Genomic DNA, 22,434 nt, shown 5'->3' on the forward strand with positions numbered 1-22,434 from the left:
CTGAAACAGGATTTTGATGCATCTTTTTGTAAAGTATGTATCAAGACAGAACTGTAAAGGATGTATGAGTACACTCAACAAAGATCCCATCCGCAATGCGACATAATACTAATTATGGGAAGTAGTATATGTTTTCACGTAATTATCTACAGAGGAACACAAGTCATCTCACATCACCTAAAAATCTATTACAGATCATAACAAAAGAAACGTTTCCTCGTTTACAGGCAATGTCCTTAGAGATACTTAAGTGGTGAGAAATGGATAGATGAAAGAAATGAAAATACCTACCTTATTGCCAAAGTTCTTAACGATTCTTATGATTCTATCTTCACTATCATGTGAGTTATTATCGAAATATGATCCTGATTTTGCGGATGATATAATCGGCGGGCCAGAGAAATTCCAATATGATCCAAACAAATTGCCAGTGATTGGAAAGACAACCGAACAAGAACTACTCGAAATGTATCCTAGTCCTAATGAGAGAAAGACATTTAGAAAACCAATCGTCAAAGAAATCCTGGGACGTAAGTTTGAAATGAAGAAAATTATCGGCTATGTAAATTATGTAACTGCACCTTTACCGAATGGTGGATATGTAGGCGTAGATTATCTAAATTTTCATATATTTTTTGATAAAGATGGAATTGTACAACAATATATAATAAATCACAGAATTAAAAAAGAAGCAAATAGAAACAGTCCTTGGATACCTGGTAAGTATTCCAATATTAAAGATAAAAAACATTGGAAGGATGGCGAATACTGGCCAGAAAGTGTTGTTGACGGAGATTGTTATTGGGCTCAGAGAAGGGATAGAAAAAAGTATCGACAAAATGAGCAGGTTCAATGTCGGTATTGGGATCCAGTTCCAGTGTATTAGCCATCGCTATATTATCACCTAATACGACAGTAGGCGCAGCATATGAATCATATTTACAAACTGATCTTAATAACCAGTATAGGAATCATCATTCATTGCGGGAATCATGGGATTTCAAAAAAGGAAAAATGAAATATCCAGTTGAAGTCTGTGCATTTGGTGCCACAACCTGCTCGGATGCATATGAAAGATGTAGGCAAAGGTCTGGTGGGACCAGCGAATGTTCGATTCAATACGATACATGTATGAAGCAAGTATTCGTATGTTTTCTAGATGAATACAAGGAATGAAAAACTCCATTCCATTTTATAGGCCTCTACTGGCACATATGAATTCTAAATGCATATAGATGTGTTTAGTTCCCCTTTATATTGAGCTCCCAATTGCAAATATAGACCAGTATCCCCTACTTAATTTTTTCCAAATACTTTGCAAGATTTCCCACATGTTGTTTACCACCTTCGATGGCCCCATACTTTTCGTTCACTCGTTCCAACTCTGCCTGACTAGAAAAAATTTGTTCCATAATCAGATTGGTTCCGTCACCCTGTGTTTCAAAAATAATTTTTGAGTGGAAATCAACATCCTCGTCGCCCTCTCCATCCCCAATATGTTTATAAGAGATGAGATGCGGCTTTTGGATGTTGATAAATTGAATTTTGTTTTTGTAATCATGTCCATCGGGACCATGCATCACAAAATCCCAAATACCTTCGTTTGAAAAATCTAAACTATTTGTGGTTAAGGTAAACCCATCCGGGCCCCACCATTCTGCCAGATGTTCTTTTGAGGACCAAACTTCAAATAATAGTTCTACGGGGACATCAAAGTATCTTTTATAAGTCACTTTGTTATTATCAATAATGGTTTCTAAATTATTTCTTATCATTTGATCTTTCCTTCTTTAATTTCAATACATACCGATCGAGTTTATCCAAACGTTTGGTCCAGAGATTTTTAACATCCAAAATCCAATCTTCCATTTCTTTCAGTCCTGTTTGGTTTAAACTGTAGATTCGCTTTTGTGCATCCTTCTTCATCAAAAGCACATTTGCTTCTTTTAATACTTTTAGGTGTTGGGAAATGGCGGGAGGACTCATTTGAAAATTTTGGCTGATCTCTGTGGATGTCAATTCCCCATTCTTGACCACGAGTCGCACAATCTCCCTTCTTGTATCATCTGCCAGAGCAGCAAAAGCATTCATTGAGTGTAATCATAAATCAATTACTTAATTAAGCCAATACTTAATTAATTTTTTAACCTGAATCCAGAATTACGAAAACTTAATTTTGAGGAAAAACTAATTTTTTTCTCCGCAGGGTCTTGACAAATCCAGATCAAACATATATAAATATGAGTAGTTAACATAAAATAAGTAAAGAGGTGATTTTATATGGGATTAAAACCGGGCCCAAAACCAATTGCAAAATCCACAGGGAAACCAGACCAAAGACGGCGTGATAACAAAGAGACGCAAGGCAATACTCCAAGCTTAAAGCCGTCAAAGAATTCTAAAAAGTGAAAGGCAATCTACTGAAATCATATCTAGATATTCTCATTAATACTTACATATGATTCGGTGTAGAATTGTATTTAAACTGGAAATATCAAGTTTTACATAATATGGAAGTCCGTTACATATTATAATAATTGTCTAAGATTTAAATTAGCCAAAATATCTTCATTTTAAATGAAGCTTCCAAAGATACTCACATAACAGACTAAAGTCGAACTAACTGAACCAACCTACTTCTTGTTCAATGGCTAAAAAATTAGAATCAAAATGATTCTAATTTCAATCATGGTAGTTTCTTTTTTATCACACATATGTTTTTTTTATTGCAAATGACTCCCGAACAGATGTCATTCTCTCTCAGTTGCAAATCAAGGAACAATGTTCTTATAACGTAGTTCCCAGAAATTACCAAAAGAGGAAAGAAATGACAACATCAGTTCTTAGAAACCCATCCGTTGTGGTGATCGGTGCTGGAATGACTGGCATCCTACTCGCGATCGAATTAGAAAAAGCAGGGATTACAGACGTTACCATTCTCGAGAAAAAAGAGGACTTAGGGGGAACTTGGCGGGAAAACACCTATCCGGGAGTTGCCTGTGACATTCCAGCCCATATGTATACTTATAGTTTTGAACCAAACCCGGAATGGAGCAATCGCTTTGCTCATGGAGATGAAATCCAAGCCTACTTCAAACGAGTGAGTGATACTTACAATGTAACTCCCAAAATCCATTTTAAGGAAGCAGTCACAGATGCATCGTATCACAATGGAAAGTGGACAACAAAAACAAACCAAGGAAAAACTTACGTTTCCGATTTTCTGATTTCCGCCACAGGAATCTTACACCACCCAGCCAGGCCCAATATTCCAGGACTCGATTCTTTCCAAGGCAAATGTTTTCATACGGCAGAATGGGATCATTCCGTGGATTTACAAGGGAAACGAATTGGAATCATTGGAACAGGTTCCACTGCGGCACAAGTCATTCCCGAGATCATGAAACTTGGCAAAAAAGTTTCTGTATTCCAGAGAACACCCCAGTGGATCGTAAAAGTTCCCGATACCAATTATTCCGAAAAAGAAAAAGCACGTTGGAGAAAAGATAAAGCTGTATTAAAACGGTTTCATAAATGGTATACCTTTGCCGTAGAACAAACTTTTTCGAAAGCAGTGATTGGGAAAAAAATCCCACATATACTCATGAGTTTTCTTTGCAAACGAAACTTGCGAAATTCCGTTAGAGACCCGAAACTTCGAGCCAAACTAACACCGAATTATCGGGTCGGATGCAAACGAGTGATCGTCAATTCTACTTTTTATGATGCCATCCAAAAGCCCAATGCCGACTTAGTGACTGAAGGTATTGAGAAAATCAATGAAAAAGGAGTGGTTACCAAAGATGGAAAACTGCATGAGTTGGATGTAATCATCCTTGCCACAGGATTTCATCCATTCAACTTTATGAGACCAATGAATCTAACAGGAAAAAATGGGACCTCCATTGAAACAGTTTGGAAAAAGAAAGTGCAGGCCTATAGATCCCTATTCATCCCTCACCTTCCTAACTTTGTTCTTATGCTTGGCCCCAATACTCCGATTGGGAACTTTTCTGTCATCGCTATGAGCGAAGTACAAACCAAGTATGTAATGAAAATCATCAAAGATTGGAGACTAAAGAAATTTGATGAAATCGAAACCACAGAAGAGGCTCTGAAACAATTTGCCGCTTATCTAAAAGCCGGCATGGTAAATACGGTTTGGCTTGGCGGTTGCCAAAGTTGGTATTTAGATCCAGACGGGGATCCTGCGATGTGGCCCTATACCTGGAGTCGTTGGGAAAAAGAAATGAAAACTCCTAACTACAAGGACTTTGCACTCAAAACTTTTTGATTCGAACTTAAAACCAAATACAACATATTTTGCCGGCATTAATGATTAATGCCGGATTTTTTTAGATTTAGAATATTCTAATAATCAAAAGTATCTTATAATCTCTAATTTTGCGCCTCGCAAATCCATTCAAAATCAGAATTTTATTCGATAAGCGATCCCGCTCTCCGGTCCAATCTTTGCTTACGCAAAGGATTTCCACTCCGATCGGTGGCAGGAGCGGTATCCTCAATCCAAAATTTGGATGAAAATGATTGGTTTTTTGTCACCATCTAACACGGATACTAAAGTCTCTAAACCTTCTTTAGAAACACCCACACAACCAGAGGTTGGTTTGTCCTCATTCCAAATATGAAGAAAGATCATACTCCCCATGCCGGGAAGAGCCGGTTTTGTATTGTGTTCAATCACTACAAATAATTCATAAATATAGGAATCCCAGAGAGGAATGGCACCTTTTTCGCTTTGTTTGGTCAGTTGGTTGTAATTTTTAGATTTAGGATTGTCATTCCAATGATGGTTCTTTTGAATTTCAGTGTATTCTAAACTTCTAATTTCTTTTTTACTTTTACCGATGATCCTTTGGATTGGAAAAACACCTGTGGGAGTGTGCCCATCCCCTTCTCTTTTCTCCAATCCTGATAAAAGTCCGTTACGTCCGAGTCGCACCGGTATTTTTTCGATCACTCCCACCCATTCCCCATCGGTTACGGTGTAAAAATCTAAACTTCCAGTGGTTTCACCGGCTTTTGCGGTAACAAAAAGAATCTGTTCCGCCTTCCCCAGGGGAGATTCTGGCGGTGGATTTCCTTGGCTAAGAAGAGGAAGTTGGCAAAAAAAATAGAGAAAACTAAAAAGAACAGTGATAGAATTGGTTTTGTGGCACTGAAATTGCTTGGATTTTGGGGAGAAGCCTAGGGAATGGATTAAGAAAATAAGGGATTTCGGAGAGTCGATGGATTTCAAAACTCTGGGGACGATTCGAATGGCTCCCCCTGCTGGGCTCGAACCAGCGACCCAATGATTAACAGTCATTTGCTCTACCGACTGAGCTAAAGGGGAATCTCGAATCTGTGACCATGCTACGTAGGAAGGTCGCTAGGTCAACGAAAAAAAATATTCAGAGCCAACAGAAATTTTGAAAAAATTCTAAAAAATCAGGGAACCTTAGCTGAAAAAATGGATGTTTCCAACTAAAGATACCTTCATTGTGACATAATCCTCTCCGCTCCTGGTAGGGGAAAAAATAGAAATTGTATATGTTGTTGTAGATGGGGTCTGCATGAAAATTGAGAGGCATTTTACCAAAGGGAATAAGGGTCTATACCCGAATCTTACTTGGGTCCGTAAGGATTCTAAAATTACGAATACGGACGGGTCCGTTGTATTTGAAGCCAACGGAGTGGAAGTTCCGGATTTTTGGTCGCAAGTAGCAACAGATATCCTCGCGCAGAAATACTTTCGCCGGAAAGGTGTTCCCAAATACCTAAAGAAGATTGTCGAAAAAGGCATCCCAGAATGGTTGCAACGTTCGGTTCCGGACGATGAAAAACTCTCCGCTCTCAATCCAGAAGACAGATTTGTCGGAGAATCTGATTCCAAACAAGTATTCCACCGTCTTGCTGGATGTTGGACTTATTGGGGTTATAAATACGGTTATTTTACAGATGAAGATAGTGCTCGTGTCTTCTATGAAGAAGTTATTTTTATGCTCGCAAGCCAAATGGCTGCACCCAATTCCCCACAGTGGTTCAATACAGGACTCCACTGGGCATACGGAATTGATGGAAAGTCACAAGGACATTACTATGTGGATCCAAAATCGGGAAAATTGGTAAGATCAGCCTCTTCTTACGAACACCCACAACCCCATGCATGTTTCATCCAATCAGTGGATGACGATCTAGTGAATGAAGGTGGAATCATGGACCTTTGGGTTCGTGAAGCTCGTCTTTTCAAATACGGATCTGGTACAGGAACTAACTTTTCTAACTTACGTGCTGCCAATGAATCTCTTTCTGGTGGTGGTAAAAGTTCTGGCCTTATGTCTTTCCTTAAAATTGGGGACAGAGCTGCTGGTGCGATCAAATCGGGAGGAACCACTCGTCGTGCAGCGAAGATGGTTTGCCTGGATATGGACCATCCGGATATCGAAGAGTTCATTGATTGGAAAGTACAAGAAGAGAAAAAAGTGGCATCCCTTGTTACAGGATCCATTCTCAACAACCGCCTTCTTAATGATATTATGAGTGCTTGCTCTGCCGCCAAACAAATACTTGGTGAAGAAGCATACGACCCTACTGCCAATGCAGATCTCAAAAAAGCGATCCAAAAAGCTAGAAAAGCATTTGTTCCAGACAATTACATCAAACGAGTGATTGACCTTTCCAAACAAGGTTACAAAGACTTACTCTTTGAAGAGTTGACCACTGACTGGCAATCCGAAGCTTACAATACAGTTTCTGGACAAAATTCCAATAACTCTGTGCGAATCACAAATGAGTTTATGGAAGCAGTTGAAAAGGATCTCCCTTTTCATCTCTACAACAGAACCGAAAAAGAAAAAGCAAAGGCTTCCGGTCGGGATGCAAAACCTTCTAAAACTCTACGGGCTCGTGACCTTTGGGAAAGAATTGCGAATGCCGCTTGGAACTCTGCAGACCCAGGAACACAATACCATAGCACGATCAATGAATGGCATACTTGTCCAGAAGACGGTGCCATCAATGCTTCGAACCCATGTTCAGAGTATATGTTCCTCGACAACACCGCATGTAACTTGGCGTCGGCAAACCTAGTCAAATTCTTAAAAGAAGATGGATCCTTTGATGTAGAAGGATACCGCTACTTAAACAAAGTTTGGACCATTATCTTAGAAGTGTCTGTGCTTATGGCTCAGTTCCCTTCTAAAGAAATTGCAGAACTATCCTACAAATTCAGAACTTTGGGACTCGGATACGCAAACCTTGGTTCCCTTCTTATGATCATGGGAATTCCTTATGATTCACAAGAAGCAATGGCTGTCACTGGTGCAATTTCATCGATCATGCATATGTCCTCATATGCAACTTCGGCAGAGATGGCAAAGGAACTCGGACCATTCGCTGGATACGAAAAAAACAAAGACCATATGCTCCGAGTGATTCGTAACCATAGACGTGCCGCTTACAATGCACCAAAAGAAGAATACGAAGGCCTGACCATCACTCCTGTGGGAATCAATCCATCCTTTCTTCCTTCGTACTTACTCGAAGCAGCAAAAGAAGATTCTGACAGAGCCCTAGAACTTGGGGAATTGTATGGGTATCGTAACGCCCAAGTAACAGTGATTGCCCCAACAGGAACCATTGGACTTGTGATGGACTGCGATACCACAGGAATTGAACCAGACTTTGCTCTAGTGAAATATAAAAAATTGGCTGGTGGTGGGTATTTCAAAATCATCAACCAATCCGTTCCTGCTGCCTTGAAAAAACTAGGTTATAGCCAAGCAGAACAAGATGCAATTGTAAACTACTGTAAAGGTCATGCTACTTTCAACGGAGCTCCAGGAGTCAACACAGCTCGTTTGAAAGAAAAAGGTTTTACAGAAGATGTATTGGAAAAACTCGAAAAACAACTTCCATTTGTTTTTGATGTTCAATTCGCTTTCAACAAATTCACATTAGGCGAAGATTTCCTATCCAAAACATTAGGAATCGATGCAACTGTTTACAACTCTATGAGTTTTAACCTTTTGGAAACATTGGGATTTTCGACAGATGAAATAACACAAGCAAACGATTATGTTTGTGGAACGATGACCATCGAAAACGCACCTTTCATCAAAGAGAAAGACCTAGCTGTTTTTGATTGTGCAAACAAGTGCGGAAAATACGGAAAACGATTCTTATCCTATCAATCACATATCCGAATTATGGCTGCGGCTCAACCATTCATTTCGGGTGCTATCTCCAAAACGATCAACCTTCCCGAGGAGGCAACCATCGAGGATGTGAAAAACGCATACCTCATGTCTTGGAAAGTGATGATCAAAGCAAACGCACTTTACCGTGATGGATCGAAACTTTCACAACCACTTAACTCCGTATTCCAGTTGTTAAGTGCTGTGGGTGAAGAAGAGGAAGAACTTCAAACTTCTTCTGCTCCAAAAACGGTAACGGAAGTTGCTGAAAAACTAGTGTATAAATACATTGCGGAAAGGAGAAAACTCCCACACCGACGTGCAGGTTATACACAAAAAGCTATGGTTGGTGGTCACAAAGTATATCTTCGCACAGGAGAATACGAAGATGGCCAACTCGGTGAAATCTTTATCGATATGCATAAAGAAGGAGCGGCTTTCCGTTCTCTTACCAACGCATTTGCGATTGCGGTTTCCCTTGGTCTCCAACATGGAGTTCCATTAGAAGAATTTGTAGAAGCATTTACTTTCTTCAAGTTTGAACCAAATGGTATGGTTTCTGGCAACCCTCACATTAAGATGTCAACCTCTGTGATCGATTACATCTTTAGAGAACTTGCCATTACCTACCTAGGAAGATACGACTTGGCACAAGTATCTCCAGAAGATCTAAGAACTGATGAAGTAGGCAGAAAGGCAGAACCTGCAAAGGATCTAGTGGGAAAGCAGGAAAGTAGCGGGTTTCGTGCTCCGCTACAAGTGGCACCCATTTCTATGAAGTCTGTATTGGAAGAAAAATCAGAACCGGTGGCAGTAGCAGGTGGCACACAACCAACGGCAGCGCAATCGGCAGCGGCAACTCTGAAAATCATTGGGGAAGCTAGAACCAAAGGCTATACTGGAGATTCCTGTACTGAATGTGGTTCCTTCCAAATGGTCCGTAACGGAGCCTGTCTCAAGTGTATCTCTTGTGGATCCACAACTGGTTGTTCGTAAAAACTAAAACCGATTCACTACTAAACTCTGATTCAAGATCAGAGTTTAGCTGAGTATTTAGAAGAAAAGAGATCCTACCAAATAGGGTCTCTTTTTTTTATCTCTTATATTTCTTGCAGTAAGTAGAATTGGTTAAGTTAGATCCGTAGAGATAGCTCGTCAGTCAGCAGAATTTAACTAGATTCAACCAGCGGGCTTATCATGTTTTCAGACAGGAATTCATGAATACGCTCCCTAAATGAAGGCATCAGCATTACTTTCGGGAGAGATCCTATTAAAATCAAACTGGGATAGATACTTAAGGAACGGGTGCCGGTTCGATAGAACTTTCTTCTGCTTTGGGAGCACCACCACCTAACTGATTTAAGTTGGGAAGATCCACTTTCGGAGCGGAAAAAGTACCTCGGATGGGGATACAGGTTTTTCCCCCTTCTTGTGGGAGCAAAGCCACCATACCCACTAAGTCTTGCCGTTCCTGGGCAAACTTTTCTGTCAGAGTAAAACAAACCTTTAGATCTAGTTGTGAATAAGCAAAATTATCCGAGAGGCGAACCACACCTTGGAATTGGAATTTGGCAAGAGAGGATTCCAAACTTCCTCGTTCCAAAAGTAACTTTCCCGAACGCATTTTAAAAACAATATTCGCCTTACGAATGTCAGTTCCTTTTAAACTACCTAAAAATGGAATTTCCGCTGATTCTTTGATTTTACCACCGGACAAATCAATCTCCCCTTCTCCATTCCACTTGGTAATTTTATCATCGAGTGGCGCGAGGCGGAGAGGAATATCCAAAGTTTGAGCACTGAATGCCCATTCACTTCCTTCAAAACTAAAGTATCCGATATTTGCATCCCCATCCAATCGGGACTGCAGAAGCCCAAGGAGTGAAACTCCCAAACTAACCTCTTCTGCCTTAATCGAAGTGCCGGATGGGAAACTCGCAATAAAACTATCAAAAGACTTTCTTCCAATCATAGGGAAATGGATTTCTTTCGCGTCCATAAAGATCCCGGTTTCTTTTCCGGTTTTGATTAGGATCGAACGAACAATTTCATTGAGGGGAAATATAAATAAAGTAAATACTAGAAACGAAACAAAGGCAATGGCCACAAGAGTAATTACTTGTTTGCGATTGACTTTAGTGTGTTCTTCGTCGCCATCTTCATCAAACAAATCACCGTCATCTTCCAAAAGACTTTCTTGGATTTCTTGGTCTTCTTCGGTAAGTAAATCGTCATCCAATTCGTTTTCTTTTGGCATACTATTTTCCTTTGGACAAACGACTGTAAGATGAAACTTTTAAATTTACATCATAAATTTCTTTTTCCGCAAAGGGTTTACGAAAACTAAGTAAATCTACCTTTGCTTGGATTTGTTTGTTCTTTTCGATATCGTAAACAAGTTTAATTATGTCCTGCAAAAGAACAGAACGAAAGGATACATCGATCGTAATTTTATTATAGTCCTTTTGAATGACATTACTTGTATCCTTCATAGTTTGGACTTTGTCTTTTAAATTGTAACGAACTAGAATTTGATCCAGCTTCGAATACATAACACTCACATCTTCTTCACTTCCACCCGACTGCAAACCACGCAAATAATTATATTCACGAATCACTCGGTCGAGTTCTGTTGCTTGGGTTCTAGTTTCGAAAATTTCTTCAGTGAGGCTATTTCTCAAATCAGAAAACAAAGTGATAATGGTATAAATTCCAAGAAGTGCCACAAAACTAATGAGGCCAGTGACTAAAACACGTTCTCTATCATTCAGACGATCAAACATTATGGTTCATCCTTAGGAGTCACAACATCCATTTTGATTTTAAAACTAACCTTGAATTTATTCACCCCGGTGATCAGTCTTTTGTTTTGAATTTGTATATTGGTAAATTTTTCAGATTTTTCTAATGCAGATTGAATGGTTCCAATTTCCCCAAACTCATTCACACGACCGTAAATTTGGATTTCCTTTTCTTCAAAATTGAACTGATCCAAAATAAAGGGTAATACTTCAGGAGAAGGAAATTGTTCAGTGGCTTCATTCAAAACATCCAAAACACTTTCCTGAGAAAGAAACAAACGATAGATTTCGGTTTTCTTTCTTTCTGCTTTTAATTTTTTATTTGCAGCAGAAAGAGGATCTTCTTCGTCCCCGAGCTCCCCACCAATTCCATTTTTATACTTTTCGAGCAACACTTGTTTGTTGGCAGCAATTTTTCGTTTATCTAAAATAATCCCTATTAAAAATACTCCGAACAAAAGCACCAAAGAAATACTAACCAGTATTAAATGAGGTTTAAAGGCAGATAATTTAAATCGGTTGGTGTGAATTCTTTTGGCAAATCCGGTTTCGAGAAAGTTCACTCGATTACGTGACTCAAAATGAGTGCCCGTCGCCACAGCGGTTACAAAACTCGGATCAGCAATTCCTAAAAATTCATAACGTCCCGTTTTGATTCCTAATTTCTCTTCCAAATAAGCAGTAAGACCCGGATACAAACTAGCTCCACCGGATAATAGGATAAGACTTGGTCTTTCTGTTTCCGGAAGAGAGAAAATACTGTTTTCTACTTCGTGAATGAGCTGGTCGAGCTTTGCTAAAATGAACTTACGAAGGGTTTTCCACTGCGTGGCAGTGATATGGAATTTCGAAAGAAAACTTGTTTCTTCTGATTTTTCCATAGTTTCAAAAAGAAAACCAACAGGTAGAGATTCTTTTAGAACCCGAGCATCCTCTAATTCCACTTTGAGTAAGTTTGCAATCTCCAAACTCACATCTTCCCCACCAATATAAATTTGGCGGGTATGGCGGAGTTTTCCTTCAAAGAGAACATTCAGAATGCTATACTTACCACCCAGATCCAATTGTAAGATGGTCTTTTCTGTAATTAAGAGTGGGTAGTTTTTGGTTACTAGAGAAGAAAGAGCAAAGGAATCAAGAGACAAACAAGATAAGGAAAGGTCGCCCTTTGCAAATGGTTTTAATGCGCGCAGGAGTTCGGAATGATGGACATTGAAAGAAATGACTTCTGAATTTTCTTTATTCGATCTCCAAGTTTTCCCAATGACTTCTAGTTCCTCCATAGGATAGGGAACTAAATTTTCGACTTCAAAGGGTAATACCTCTTGGATGGCTTTTTCTGAAACCAAAGGAACTGTTAGGTCACGTACAAAAAGATTGTGGATTCCTAAATTGAGAAGGAAGCGGTTTTCTTCCGGGAAAAAACTTTGGATGAAACGGATGATATTGTATTCAAAGGGGTCTCCCTCTGATTCGTCGAGTTCCACAACGGGAAGACTCTCTGTGCGAAGGATCACAACTTTTCCGAGTACCTTTTTAAAAAGGACTCCTTTTAGAAACGTCGAACCATAATCGATAGCTAGGTATTGGTCAAATGATAACATAATTAATCTTCAGTATAGTATAACATTTGGTTGTTGGTAAGGTCAAAAAGACCAGATACCTTTCGAACCACTTTATCCTTTATAATCCCAACCCCTGTGATTTTATAAACTTCGCCTTTGGTTTTGATGCGCCCACCAGAGACATCTGTTCCCTCGCCCGCCAATTCCTTATACAGAGTGAGGTCCCCTGTTGTTTTGACTTGGAATTCAGGTTCTGTCTCCAGATCTTTCAATTCTTTAATATAGCCTCCTTTCTGCAACTTGAGTTTCAAAATTTTCATAGCGGCTTGTTTGGTCATAAAGTCAGAAAGGGAAATGAGGACAAAATAAGGTGCCGTATTGATATTGATCCGGTCATCGTAGGAATCACCCGCAGGCAAATAGGCTGTAATATTATTCGAGAGCACATAATCTTTATCGGAACGAAGGGCCCTTTCCTCTTCTGTCATAAAGTCCTTAGAATTATTTTTGTCATAGTCCTTGGGTTTTAAACTTTCATAAACCACGGACCTGTCAAAACCCTTGACACTTAGGAGTTCCGAAAGGGAATAAAACGGTGCATTTTTGATTTTTCTTGGGGGAGTGAGCCGGTTGTAGTAGTACTGCTCTGCACCACCCCCGGTTTCCTGATGGTTCTCATCCACCCAATCCAAAATCGGAAAAATCATCTCTCGTTTTAATCCAAATTGATAGAAGAGACGAGTGATCATCTCAATTGTTCTTTGGTTCGGCTGGTCATCGTAAATTTTCACAAGGGAGTTGATATTGATCTTTCCATCTTCTGGACTCATTGTGTAGTAAATGACTCCTCCCCCAAGAGGGATCGGTGGCGGGTCCATAGCAAGACCCGATTGGTATAAAACTTCTTCCGGGATTTTTTTTAAGGCACCGACTGCCCCCATAAACCCGGCTTTCGCCAGCATATGAGCTCGAAATCCATCGGCCTGAGAGCGAGCCACTCGGTATTCGGTGGCAGCATCTTCAAAGAATTTGGACGCTGTAAACATAGAAGCGGTACCTATGGCCATCACAAGGAGATAGACCATAAACCCCTTTTTTGTTTTTCTATTTGTAGAGGATAACCGGATGCGCAAGCGATTCATATTTAACAAAGGCATTCCCCACTAATGATATAATTTCAAACCGAATCAGTCTTGGAATTTTTTTGGTTGTCCGGGAATTCCAATCATCTACCCATTTGTCGCCACGTTCCGAAAATTTCATTTGAAAACTTTTTACATTTTCGAGTAATACATGTTCAACGCCACCTTGCGTAGGAAAAGTGTCGATCATTTCATCTTCTCTGCGAATCAAATAAGACAAACCGTCCATTTTGGGATTGGGCATCTTTCTTAAAAAAAAGGAAACTTCCCGAACGGAGGCCTGGCCTTCTTCTTCGGAATTTGGATTGGCGGTGGCAAAAACAACCCGGTCGTTTCTTGTGCCTGTTGCCCCTTCTTGTTTACCCACAAACAAAATCCTTTTTTGATTATCTATAAAATAAGTACGTGCGAGAGTGCCGCGGATATTCTCCATCGCATAAAGAATGTCCTTTCGGTTGGCACCTTTGTTTGAGGCACCTTTTTTCGAAATTTTATTGGCTGTGTAAAAAACAGAAAAAATTCCTGTAAAAATTACAGCCATAATCATCACAACGATGGAGATCTCCACCAGAGTAAATCCACGTCTGTAACGCCGCATCACAAACATTAGTATTTCGTACTCCTAAATGTTTCTACGCTATAAGTTTGTTTTTTGTTTCCATCCATGTAAAAAATAGAAACCTTCACTCGGAAAACTTTCAAAACCCCACCGGTTTCAAAACTTTTTTTCTGACCCCGTTTTTTCATAAGATCACTAAAACCCACATCTTTATCACCTAACATATCCTTAGGTGCTTTGTTGCGAAGTGCTTCCGCATTGGGCCCACCGGCAAGTTTGAGGAGATCCATTTCTTCTTCTTTGATTTCTGTTTCAAAGGTATAACCTGGAAAGGCTTCAATCGACCCGCGCGAGGTATCGGTTTGCATGGTAGTAGAAGAATCCACTTGGGCCATTTTGATTTTTGCCAAATGCACGGCATTGGCGAGTAAAACTGCCTTTTTTTGATACGAGATTCCTTCGGCAATCAGGGAATAAGTATAAGTCATTACCATTGCTGCCATCGCCATAGCAATCGTGACTTCAAAGAGAGTAAAGGCCAAACGAGTAATCTTACTTAGGTTGGGTTTTCGCATTAGAGTCCACCTGTTCATCTCTTTCATCCAGTCCATAAGAAACCTTTTGCATGGAAGCAGGTTCTGGTTCGGGGAAATATTCTGTTTTATGAATTTTGATTTTTCCACCATAACGGTAGATTTGAATGGTCCTTTTGATTTCGGTATCGGAACCCACGTATAAAAACAAATCGGTTGTTGTACCTTGGGGAGTAAAGACTATGCGGATTTTTCCTTCCGACCTTGGTTTTCCACCTAAGTCGCGTACGCTGACAATTTTGGAATAAAAAGGAAGGGTTGTTTTTTTTAAAATGGCTTCTTCTTCCAGCCCACCTTCTTCTCGTTTCAATAAAAAAAACTGGTATTCCCTTTTTTCAAAGTCATATTGAAAAAGAACCGCTTGGTTGGTTAACTGGGCTTTATTGTATCCGAATTTAAAGGATTCCTGTAGTTTTACAGCTATATCCTCAGTGGAAGGAATGATGAGGTTACGGAGAGTTCCTCCAACGATCACCATGATAAGACCAAGGATGGAGATCACAACGACGATCTCAATTAAAGTGAGACCATCGCGTAATTTCCGTTTGGTTTTCAGAACCGGTATTTTATCGGAAAGCGGCCGGGTAATCATCCGGTGAAAGGATATTAAAGTCTTTACCTTTTCCTTCTCCACCTTCTTTTTTATCATCACCTAAGGTCACAATTTGAGGAACAGCTCCTTCAAACTTTAACACGTATGGTGTTTTCCACGGATCTTTTAGAACTGCCTTTTCACGAATGATAGGTTCGTAATCATCACCGATTTTATCGTCGTCTGGCTTTTCAATGAGAGCTTGCAAACCTTGTTCTTCCGAAGGGTATTTGTCATACACTTCCAAATAACGTTCCAGCGCTGTTTTGAGAACGGCACTATCATTTTTCAGCTTCAGTTTTTTTTCGCCTTCACCCCGGTTTCCGATACTGGAGTAAAGAATCGCCATGAGTGAACCTAAAATGAGCATTACCACTGTAATCTCGATTAAGGTGAGTCCCTCACGAATCTTTCTGTGTTTCCCTTTAGTTTTCATAAACTCTACATCCCCTGGATTTCTTGAGTTAGTTTGTACATTGGCGTCATAATTGCCGCCATAATGGTAAAAATAATTCCACCCATTACAATGATCATCATTGGTTCTAATGATTGGGTCAAAGATTTTATTGCCGTATCCACCTCGGATTCATAGATTTCCGAGAGTTTATTCATCATTTCGGGAACTTTATCGGATGCTTCACCGGCACTGAGCATCCCAAGAACCATCTGAGGAAGAACCTGCGATCCTTGTAAGGAATCAGAAAGTTTTCCCCCTTCTTTGATTTTAATAATGGCACTTTCGATTTCTTCTTTAAAAACCGTATGGCCCACAACATCAGAAACAATGTTCAAAGACACAATGAGAGGCACTCGGTTCATAAGGAGGATGGATAAGTTCCTTGCAAAATTGGAAACAAGGATCTTCCGCAGTAAGGTTCCAATTACAGGTAACCTCAAAAGAAATTTATCCCAAGTTTTTTTCCCTTCCCCCGAACTTTTCCATTTCATAAATCCGAGAAGGCCACCAATAATCGCACCTAATATAAAAAACCAATAATTAACGAGAACATAAGACAAAAAAATCACACTTCTTGTGAGGAGTGGGAGTTTGGCATCAAAGGAAGCAAACAACTGTTCGATTTGTGGAATCACCACAACGAGTAAGAATATCGATACACCAAGAGAAAGTAAACCCATAATCATAGGATAAATCATGGCCACTTGTACTTTCGATTTTAACTCAGAAGATTTTTCTTCCAACTCAGCTAACCTATGCAAGGTGTTTTCGTAATTTCCTGTGGATTCACCGACGGAAATCAAACTGGGATACTGGTCTGGAAAAACAGTTTTGTGTTTTTTCATGGACTCGGAGAGACTCATCCCCTCGGTGATGTCTGCTCGCATCTCTATCAAAACTTTTTTGAAGTAGATGTTTTCCACCTGGTCAATGATGGAAAGTAGACACTTATCGAGAGGAATTCCGGCACCAATCAAAGTCCCGAGCTGTTTACAAAATAGCCCCACTTCTTTTCTTGGAATTCGGTATAATAACTTGGATAAAAAGGGAAAGAGTTCCCTTTCTTCTTTTTCGCGGTCTTCTTGGATGGAGCGAACATAAAGGCCTTTCGCCTTTAGTTTGTTACGCGCTGCCTGCAGATTGGGCGCATCGATGATATTTTTTTCTTCTTTGCCCTTTCGGTTGAATGCAACGTACGTAAAGAGTGGCATAAAATTTAAGATACCCGAAGGACTTCTTCTGGAGTGGTGACACCTTCGATCACTTTGAATTTGCCGTATTCTTGGAGAGTGGAAAGTCCGTTTTTCACAGCAAGTTCTTTGATTCGATTGGAATCAGCGCCTTGTAAAATGGCACGTTTGATTTCATCATTCATTTTCAATAATTCATACAAACCAGTTCGTCCCTTATATCCAGAGTTTAGACAGGAAGAACAACCTTTCCCGCGGTAGAGGACACCATTTTTTAACTCTTTTCTCTGGATCCCAAGACCGGCCAAATCCTTGTCCGTCGGTTTGTAGGATGTTTTACAATCTTTACAAATGACTCGCACAAGTCTCTGCGCCATAAACCCAAGCACAGAACTCGTAATCAAATACGGTTCAATTCCCATATCCACAAGTCTTGTGACGGCAGCGGACGCATCGTTAGTATGCAGAGTGGAAAATACCAAGTGACCGGTAAGTGAAGCTTGGATCGCAATCCTTGCCGTTTCCTCATCCCGGATCTCCCCCACCATCACCACATCCGGATCCTGACGAAGGATGGAACGAAGACCCGCCGCAAAGGTCAGACCAATTTTATCGTTCATCTGCATTTGGGAAATCCCATCCATTTGGTATTCCACTGGATCTTCGCAGGTGATGATATTTCGTTCTTCTGTATTGATTTCGGAAAGAGCTGAATAGAGAGTGGTCGACTTACCAGATCCCGTGGGACCAGTAACCAAAATAATCCCATACGGTTTATAAATTAAATCTTTAAAATCATTTAGGATTTCTTTATTAAAACCCATAGTATCAATGGAATACTTTTGGTCGGTTTTATTCAAAATCCGCATTACGATCCGTTCCCCAAATTGGCACGGAATGATAGAAACCCGAACGTCCACATCCTTTCCGGCTAACCGAAGTTTGATCCTACCATCTTGCGGCAAACGGTTTTCCGCAATGTTTAGGTTTGACATAATTTTAATACGAGTGGAAATTCCCGCCAAATATGACTTAGGTGGACTTAAGACCTTTTGTAAAACCCCATCCACACGATACCGAACCACTACTGATTTTTCAAAAGGTTCCACGTGGATGTCCGAGGCTCTTTCGGATACAGCTTGTGATAAAATAACGTTTACCATCTTAATGATGGGAGCTTCGTTGGAAAGATCTAGGGCATCGGATTCGAAGGCATCCGATAGATCACCAAAACTACCATCCATCTCATCCATCATCTCTTTGGCTTCGGCAGTGGTTTTGTCGAACTGAGAGTGGATGATCCTCATAATTTCGTTTTCTGTGGCGAGAACGAATTGGATTTCGTATCCTTTTAAGAAGGAACGCATATCATCCATAGGATGGAGGTCGGTAGGGTCAGAGGTGGCAACGACGACTTTTTTACCTTTGACTGATACAGGAACAATTTTAGAACGTTGGACTAGTTTTAAGGGAATTTTTCCAAAGACATCCTCGCTGGCAACAAACTCAAGTTTGTCGATAAAATCCATTCGATGGAGTTTGGATAAGGCTTTTAAAATATCAGTTTCGGAAGCGAGACCTTTTTTCTGGATGATATGAATGATGGGAAGATTTGTTTTTTCCTGTTGTTTGGAAATATCTTCGAGATCCTTTATGGTAAGGATCCCATCTTCTAATAGAATTTGGCTTAAACTCTTTCTCATCGCAGTTTCTTTTCTCGTTCGTCGACCATCCTTTCTTGTTCATTTTTCTTTTGGATGGTGATACGATCTGATTTGTCTCTGTCGTCTAGAATGTGCGGTGTTAAAAACACCATCAAATTGGTTTTACGATTTTGATTCGTGGTTCTACGGAATAGTGTTCCCAGAAGTGGAATTTCACCAAGGATCGGGATCTTTTGTACTTTCTTTTGTTTGTCATTAGAAAGTAATCCCCCAATCACGATGGTTTGGATATTGTCCACAACGATTGTTGTTTTGATATCTCGTTTGTTGAAGGTTGGGTTTCCGCCCGTGGCTTCAGAAGAAATTCCAGCTACGTTTTTAATCTCTTGGTATAAATCGAGAGTGATGCGATTGTTTTTATTGATATGGGGAGTGAACTTGAGTTTAATCCCTGTTGGGCGATATTCAAAGTTCGCAACCGTCACGGCATTGTCCCCACCAAGACCAGCGTTACGGTTTTGGGTCCTGACCGGAACATCTTGCCCCACATTGATTTCCGCTTCTTGGTTGTCCAAGGTCAAAATTTGCGGAGCTGACAATACATTGAAATTTTCATTGGTTGAGTTGGCATTCAAAATACCAATGATTTGCTGACCCCCACGGCGAATGAAACCAAGGGAAAAACCAGAGAGTGTGTTTACGTTTGTAGGTCGTCCGTTTTTATCAATCACTCCCCCTTGTGCCGCAAGACCCGTGTTAAACTGTCCATAAGCCAATTCTTGATAACGCCAGTCGATACCGAAGTCATTTAGATCCGTGGAACTAAGCTCCACAATCAGCACTTCGAGTAACACCTGCTTTCTGGGTGTATCTAAAATCTTAATGATTTTTTTGATTTCTTCCCATTCCTGCGGAGAAGCGGTTACAATGAGTGAGTTAGATTCTTTGTGCGCAACAGCTTTGATTTTATCTTGTTTGCCTGGAACCTTTTGTGCTTGGACCACTGGTTGTGGTGGTGCCGGTTTGCCGTCAGGACCTGGTTCTCCAGGAGGGCCCTGTGTTGGAGAAGTCGGAGCATCAGGCATATCTAATTTAACTAAAATGGCAGCTAACTTTTCTGCTTCATTGTATTCCAATGTATAAATATGGATATCACCCGCAGAAGAGATGGAACCTGGACCTTCCGCACGAACATCCAAGTTATCAACTAACTTGAGTAATTTGTTGATGTCGGATGTGGATCCAGAAAAAATCAAAGTGTTTTGATTTTTAGGAATGATGATGTCTGTATCAGGAGATGTGACTCTTTTTAGTATGGGTTCGAGTTCTGCTGCGTTCGAAAATTCTAAGGGAACAATTTGAGTGATGGTTTTGTTTAAGGCAACATCGGCTTCGGAAACCGGATCCTTACCTATGCGAACGATAGGAGACTTAGCAAGAGCATCTTTGATCTTTACCACTTTGATGAGATCATTTTCTTCGATGAGTCCAAACCCTTGGGTTTCTAAAACGGATTTCATAAATCCGAAAGCATCTTCAATTTTCACCCGTTTTTGCGAGATGATGGTGATCTTCTTTCCTTTCACAGCATCATCGATGAGAATGTTTCGTTTGATGATGGCACTCATTCCCATAAGGAAGTCTTTGAGTTCCGTGTCTCGCCAATCAGCCGTAAAACTGGCAGGTTCGGGAGAAGATTTGGCCTTTGGTTTCCCCTTCTCTTGGGAAAAGCTAGGAGTGACAATTAAATAAAGGCAAATACTAAGTACGAGTAAAGGAAGACGATTTCTCATTTTAATTCCGAATGATAAATTCATATGTGATTATTTTGCCTTGTCTCTCTAAATCCACTGTAATTTTCGGGGCTTGTTTGATCGAACCCCAAATTTCCAACATTTTCTCTGTTTCATTGAGTGGCATTCCATTGACTCGTTTGATGATATCCCCACCGCGTGCGCCGAGGGAATAAAACACATGGTCTTTTGCCACCTGATAGATCTTGTAACCCTCGATCTTTCCGTCTACCAAATGAGGGCCAAACCTTGCATTTTTATAGATGGTGTTCGGGTCTTTCAGTTTTCGATTCACATCCTCACGGGAAAGAACTTTTTGAACCGTTTGGCTAGAAGGTCCTAAATTGGAAACGGCCGCAGCATCTTTCGGTCGGATTCGTTCTTTAGCCTGAGCCGGTGTTTCGCCAATATTGACACGGAGGCTAAGGCCTCCTTTTTTTAAGACCACATAATGTTGTTCGATGGTCTGGACTTTATAACCACCCACCATCTCACCGGTTCCATACTCTTCTGAATCGTTATTTTGTTTTTCCCGAATGGTCACTCGAGCAAAAGACCAATGTCCGGAAAGTGTTCCTGTAATGAGCATTTGGTCATCGTCCCCATTGTCCTGAGCAATTTCAGGATCAAGAGGTGCCCCATCTGCCCCTCGTTTGGTGGCATCATTGGGATCATAGACTTGGCCTCGGATTAAATTTCCGGTAACGATATCTTCGTAAGTGCTTACCGCCAAAATGACTTCTTGGCGCATTTGTTTGGGTCTTACATTGCCTGCGGCACTAATCCCTGTTTCTGTAGAAAACAAAAGCAAAAGGACAAGCTTTAACAGATAAGCAAGAGAAAAGGAAAAAAGTAAAACTGCCGGAATCAATGTCAAAAATTGACTCGATTGGATTCTTTGAAGGATTAAATTCATGCTCCCCACAAATCGGAGAAAGGCTCCGACTACATTCCGGCTACTTCAGATTTAGGGAGTTTGGTGACTTGTTTTTCCGTGATGCTTAGAGCCGATTCAGGATTCATTATCTTCCCGTTTCGAAACACTTCAAAATGCAGATGTGCTCCTGTTGCTGTTCCTGTCCTTCCGACAAGGGCAACCACACGACCCATCTTCACCGTTTCCCCAACCTCAACTAAAATCTGGGAACAGTGGGCGTAAACTGTTTTATAACCGTTTTTGTGTTGGATGGTGACGGAATTTCCATACCCACCATTGCGACCCGTAAATACCACTTCTCCATCTGCAGAAGAAAGCACAGGAGCTCCGACTTTCGCTGCCAGATCAAGGCCTGTATGATACACACGATTGTATTTATTGAAAGGATCCACTCTCCTTCCATACCGAGATGTCACTCGGCTTTGCGGAACCGGCATAATAAAGATTTTTTTAAGAACCACTCGGGATGAAGATGCATTCTTCACTTGCACAGGAACTTCCAAAACTTGACCAATTTTGAGTTGGTCCGAGTTAAGCCCGTTGTGTTTTTTGAGTTTTGCGAGTTCAATGGAAAAGGAACGAGCAATCTTAGAAAGATTGTCCTTCTTTTGGACTGCATATTTTTTGATGATGATACCGGATTCGTGAACGACTGTATTACTCACAACAGGAGAGACATCGATGTATTTGGGTAAATCGAGAGAAGCAAGCTCTACTTCTTCCTCATCGGAAGCCGCATTGACACCAACGGAAAAGAGTTTATGGATTTCGGCTTCTTGTGATTGGGAGCCAAAGAGACGAAACATCCCTGATTCACCGCCGGGAAGTGTTTCGTTGATTTCAGAATGGATTTTTTGAAATGGATTGGCTACAACTTGAGTTCCAGAAAGAACCAAAAGGGAAATTGTTACCAACCGGAAGATCTTCACTATCAGAATATCGG

Annotated in this window: 19 protein-coding genes and 1 tRNA gene; 3 read left to right on the top strand and 17 right to left on the bottom strand. The window is 40.5% G+C overall.

The window, feature by feature from the left end:
- Nucleotides 1–268: 268 nt before the first annotated feature.
- Nucleotides 269–886 (top strand): hypothetical protein, encoded by a 618-nt coding sequence (locus JWG41_RS02985; protein ID WP_232373642.1) that lies wholly within the window; start codon nucleotides 269–271, stop codon nucleotides 884–886.
- A gap of 406 nt (nucleotides 887–1,292) precedes the next feature.
- On the opposite strand, the gene JWG41_RS02990 is transcribed toward JWG41_RS02985, so the two are convergent.
- Nucleotides 1,293–1,775, bottom strand: a complete 483-nt coding sequence (locus JWG41_RS02990) for an SRPBCC family protein (RefSeq protein ID WP_205268480.1) — start codon at nucleotides 1,773–1,775, stop codon at nucleotides 1,293–1,295.
- Nucleotides 1,762–2,091 carry a metalloregulator ArsR/SmtB family transcription factor gene (locus tag JWG41_RS02995; RefSeq protein WP_205268481.1) on the bottom strand — a complete coding sequence of 110 codons (330 nt, stop codon included), beginning with the start codon at nucleotides 2,089–2,091 and terminating at the stop codon, nucleotides 1,762–1,764. Before JWG41_RS02995 ends, JWG41_RS02990 begins: the two co-directional genes overlap by 14 nt.
- A gap of 736 nt (nucleotides 2,092–2,827) precedes the next feature.
- Between JWG41_RS02995 and JWG41_RS03000 the strand changes: the two genes are divergently transcribed.
- A complete protein-coding gene (locus JWG41_RS03000; protein ID WP_205268482.1) occupies nucleotides 2,828–4,294 on the top strand; it encodes a flavin-containing monooxygenase in 1,467 nt (488 codons plus the stop codon).
- 228 nt (nucleotides 4,295–4,522) lie between these two features.
- On the opposite strand, the gene JWG41_RS03005 is transcribed toward JWG41_RS03000, so the two are convergent.
- Together JWG41_RS03005 and JWG41_RS03010 are read right to left on the bottom strand one after the other, a co-directional pair.
- Nucleotides 4,523–5,260 (bottom strand): L,D-transpeptidase family protein, encoded by a 738-nt coding sequence (locus JWG41_RS03005; protein ID WP_205268483.1) that lies wholly within the window; start codon nucleotides 5,258–5,260, stop codon nucleotides 4,523–4,525.
- 20 nt (nucleotides 5,261–5,280) lie between these two features.
- A tRNA-Asn gene (locus JWG41_RS03010) sits at nucleotides 5,281–5,356 on the bottom strand.
- A gap of 220 nt (nucleotides 5,357–5,576) precedes the next feature.
- Between JWG41_RS03010 and JWG41_RS03015 the strand changes: the two genes are divergently transcribed.
- On the top strand, nucleotides 5,577–9,194 hold the full coding sequence (locus JWG41_RS03015; RefSeq protein WP_205268484.1) for a vitamin B12-dependent ribonucleotide reductase: 3,618 nt from the start codon (nucleotides 5,577–5,579) through the stop codon (nucleotides 9,192–9,194).
- Nucleotides 9,195–9,492: 298 nt separating this feature from the next.
- Here JWG41_RS03015 and gspN read toward each other — a convergent pair whose 3' ends face one another.
- From gspN to JWG41_RS03080, 13 genes are read right to left on the bottom strand one after another with little or no spacing between them, the layout of a single operon-like run.
- A complete protein-coding gene (gene gspN, locus JWG41_RS03020; RefSeq protein WP_205268485.1) occupies nucleotides 9,493–10,455 on the bottom strand; it encodes a type II secretion system protein GspN in 963 nt (320 codons plus the stop codon).
- 1 nt (nucleotide 10,456) lies between these two features.
- Nucleotides 10,457–10,981 carry a hypothetical protein gene (locus tag JWG41_RS03025; protein WP_002987159.1) on the bottom strand — a complete coding sequence of 175 codons (525 nt, stop codon included), beginning with the start codon at nucleotides 10,979–10,981 and terminating at the stop codon, nucleotides 10,457–10,459.
- On the bottom strand, nucleotides 10,981–12,603 hold the full coding sequence (gene pilM / locus JWG41_RS03030; RefSeq protein WP_205268486.1) for a cell division protein FtsA: 1,623 nt from the start codon (nucleotides 12,601–12,603) through the stop codon (nucleotides 10,981–10,983). The genes JWG41_RS03025 and pilM overlap by 1 nt, the downstream gene beginning before the upstream one ends.
- A 2-nt stretch (nucleotides 12,604–12,605) precedes the next feature.
- Nucleotides 12,606–13,706, bottom strand: a complete 1,101-nt coding sequence (locus JWG41_RS03035; protein ID WP_232373643.1) for a type II secretion system minor pseudopilin — start codon at nucleotides 13,704–13,706, stop codon at nucleotides 12,606–12,608.
- Nucleotides 13,669–14,313, bottom strand: coding sequence for a type II secretion system protein GspJ (locus tag JWG41_RS03040; protein ID WP_205268487.1), 645 nt, complete (start codon nucleotides 14,311–14,313; stop codon nucleotides 13,669–13,671). Before JWG41_RS03040 ends, JWG41_RS03035 begins: the two co-directional genes overlap by 38 nt.
- Nucleotides 14,313–14,840, bottom strand: a complete 528-nt coding sequence (locus JWG41_RS03045) for a prepilin-type cleavage/methylation domain-containing protein (RefSeq protein WP_205268488.1) — start codon at nucleotides 14,838–14,840, stop codon at nucleotides 14,313–14,315. The genes JWG41_RS03040 and JWG41_RS03045 overlap by 1 nt, the downstream gene beginning before the upstream one ends.
- On the bottom strand, nucleotides 14,818–15,450 hold the full coding sequence (locus tag JWG41_RS03050) for a type II secretion system protein (RefSeq protein WP_205268489.1): 633 nt from the start codon (nucleotides 15,448–15,450) through the stop codon (nucleotides 14,818–14,820). The genes JWG41_RS03045 and JWG41_RS03050 overlap by 23 nt, the downstream gene beginning before the upstream one ends.
- Nucleotides 15,425–15,886, bottom strand: coding sequence for a type II secretion system protein GspG (locus JWG41_RS03055; protein WP_002974101.1), 462 nt, complete (start codon nucleotides 15,884–15,886; stop codon nucleotides 15,425–15,427). The genes JWG41_RS03050 and JWG41_RS03055 overlap by 26 nt, the downstream gene beginning before the upstream one ends.
- A 5-nt stretch (nucleotides 15,887–15,891) precedes the next feature.
- Entirely contained in the window at nucleotides 15,892–17,118 is a 1,227-nt protein-coding gene (locus JWG41_RS03060; RefSeq protein ID WP_205268490.1) for a type II secretion system F family protein, read from the bottom strand.
- Between the two features lie 5 nt (nucleotides 17,119–17,123).
- Entirely contained in the window at nucleotides 17,124–18,800 is a 1,677-nt protein-coding gene (gene gspE, locus JWG41_RS03065; RefSeq protein ID WP_205268491.1) for a type II secretion system ATPase GspE, read from the bottom strand.
- On the bottom strand, nucleotides 18,797–20,554 hold the full coding sequence (gene gspD, locus JWG41_RS03070) for a type II secretion system secretin GspD (RefSeq protein WP_205268492.1): 1,758 nt from the start codon (nucleotides 20,552–20,554) through the stop codon (nucleotides 18,797–18,799). Before gspD ends, gspE begins: the two co-directional genes overlap by 4 nt.
- A gap of 1 nt (nucleotide 20,555) precedes the next feature.
- Entirely contained in the window at nucleotides 20,556–21,470 is a 915-nt protein-coding gene (locus tag JWG41_RS03075; protein WP_205268493.1) for a general secretion pathway protein GspC, read from the bottom strand.
- Nucleotides 21,471–21,499: 29 nt separating this feature from the next.
- Complete coding sequence (locus JWG41_RS03080; protein ID WP_232373644.1) at nucleotides 21,500–22,405, bottom strand: peptidoglycan DD-metalloendopeptidase family protein; 906 nt, start codon at nucleotides 22,403–22,405, stop codon at nucleotides 21,500–21,502.
- Between the last annotated feature and the right edge of the window lie 29 nt (nucleotides 22,406–22,434).

The organism is Leptospira chreensis, assembly GCF_016919165.1.
Lineage (GTDB): Bacteria > Spirochaetota > Leptospiria > Leptospirales > Leptospiraceae > Leptospira_A > Leptospira_A chreensis.

What these genes read in the sequence shown, in the direction of transcription:
- gspN (WP_205268485.1), bottom strand. Translation starts at nt 10,455, where the DNA reads ATGCCAAAAGAAAACGAATTGGATGACGATTTACTTACCGAAGAAGAC.
- gspD (WP_205268492.1), bottom strand. Translation starts at nt 20,554, where the DNA reads ATGAGAAATCGTCTTCCTTTACTCGTACTTAGTATTTGCCTTTATTTA.
- JWG41_RS03035 (WP_232373643.1), bottom strand. Translation starts at nt 13,706, where the DNA reads ATGAATCGCTTGCGCATCCGGTTATCCTCTACAAATAGAAAAACAAAA.
- JWG41_RS02995 (WP_205268481.1), bottom strand. Translation starts at nt 2,091, where the DNA reads ATGAATGCTTTTGCTGCTCTGGCAGATGATACAAGAAGGGAGATTGTG.
- gspE (WP_205268491.1), bottom strand. Translation starts at nt 18,800, where the DNA reads ATGAGAAAGAGTTTAAGCCAAATTCTATTAGAAGATGGGATCCTTACC.
- JWG41_RS03050 (WP_205268489.1), bottom strand. Translation starts at nt 15,450, where the DNA reads ATGATTACCCGGCCGCTTTCCGATAAAATACCGGTTCTGAAAACCAAA.
- JWG41_RS03015 (WP_205268484.1), top strand. Translation starts at nt 5,577, where the DNA reads ATGAAAATTGAGAGGCATTTTACCAAAGGGAATAAGGGTCTATACCCG.
- JWG41_RS03025 (WP_002987159.1), bottom strand. Translation starts at nt 10,981, where the DNA reads ATGTTTGATCGTCTGAATGATAGAGAACGTGTTTTAGTCACTGGCCTC.
- JWG41_RS03075 (WP_205268493.1), bottom strand. Translation starts at nt 21,470, where the DNA reads ATGAATTTAATCCTTCAAAGAATCCAATCGAGTCAATTTTTGACATTG.
- JWG41_RS02985 (WP_232373642.1), top strand. Translation starts at nt 269, where the DNA reads ATGAAAGAAATGAAAATACCTACCTTATTGCCAAAGTTCTTAACGATT.
- JWG41_RS02990 (WP_205268480.1), bottom strand. Translation starts at nt 1,775, where the DNA reads ATGATAAGAAATAATTTAGAAACCATTATTGATAATAACAAAGTGACT.
- JWG41_RS03045 (WP_205268488.1), bottom strand. Translation starts at nt 14,840, where the DNA reads ATGCGAAAACCCAACCTAAGTAAGATTACTCGTTTGGCCTTTACTCTC.
- JWG41_RS03000 (WP_205268482.1), top strand. Translation starts at nt 2,828, where the DNA reads ATGACAACATCAGTTCTTAGAAACCCATCCGTTGTGGTGATCGGTGCT.
- JWG41_RS03040 (WP_205268487.1), bottom strand. Translation starts at nt 14,313, where the DNA reads ATGTTTGTGATGCGGCGTTACAGACGTGGATTTACTCTGGTGGAGATC.
- pilM (WP_205268486.1), bottom strand. Translation starts at nt 12,603, where the DNA reads ATGTTATCATTTGACCAATACCTAGCTATCGATTATGGTTCGACGTTT.
- JWG41_RS03055 (WP_002974101.1), bottom strand. Translation starts at nt 15,886, where the DNA reads ATGAAAACTAAAGGGAAACACAGAAAGATTCGTGAGGGACTCACCTTA.
- JWG41_RS03060 (WP_205268490.1), bottom strand. Translation starts at nt 17,118, where the DNA reads ATGCCACTCTTTACGTACGTTGCATTCAACCGAAAGGGCAAAGAAGAA.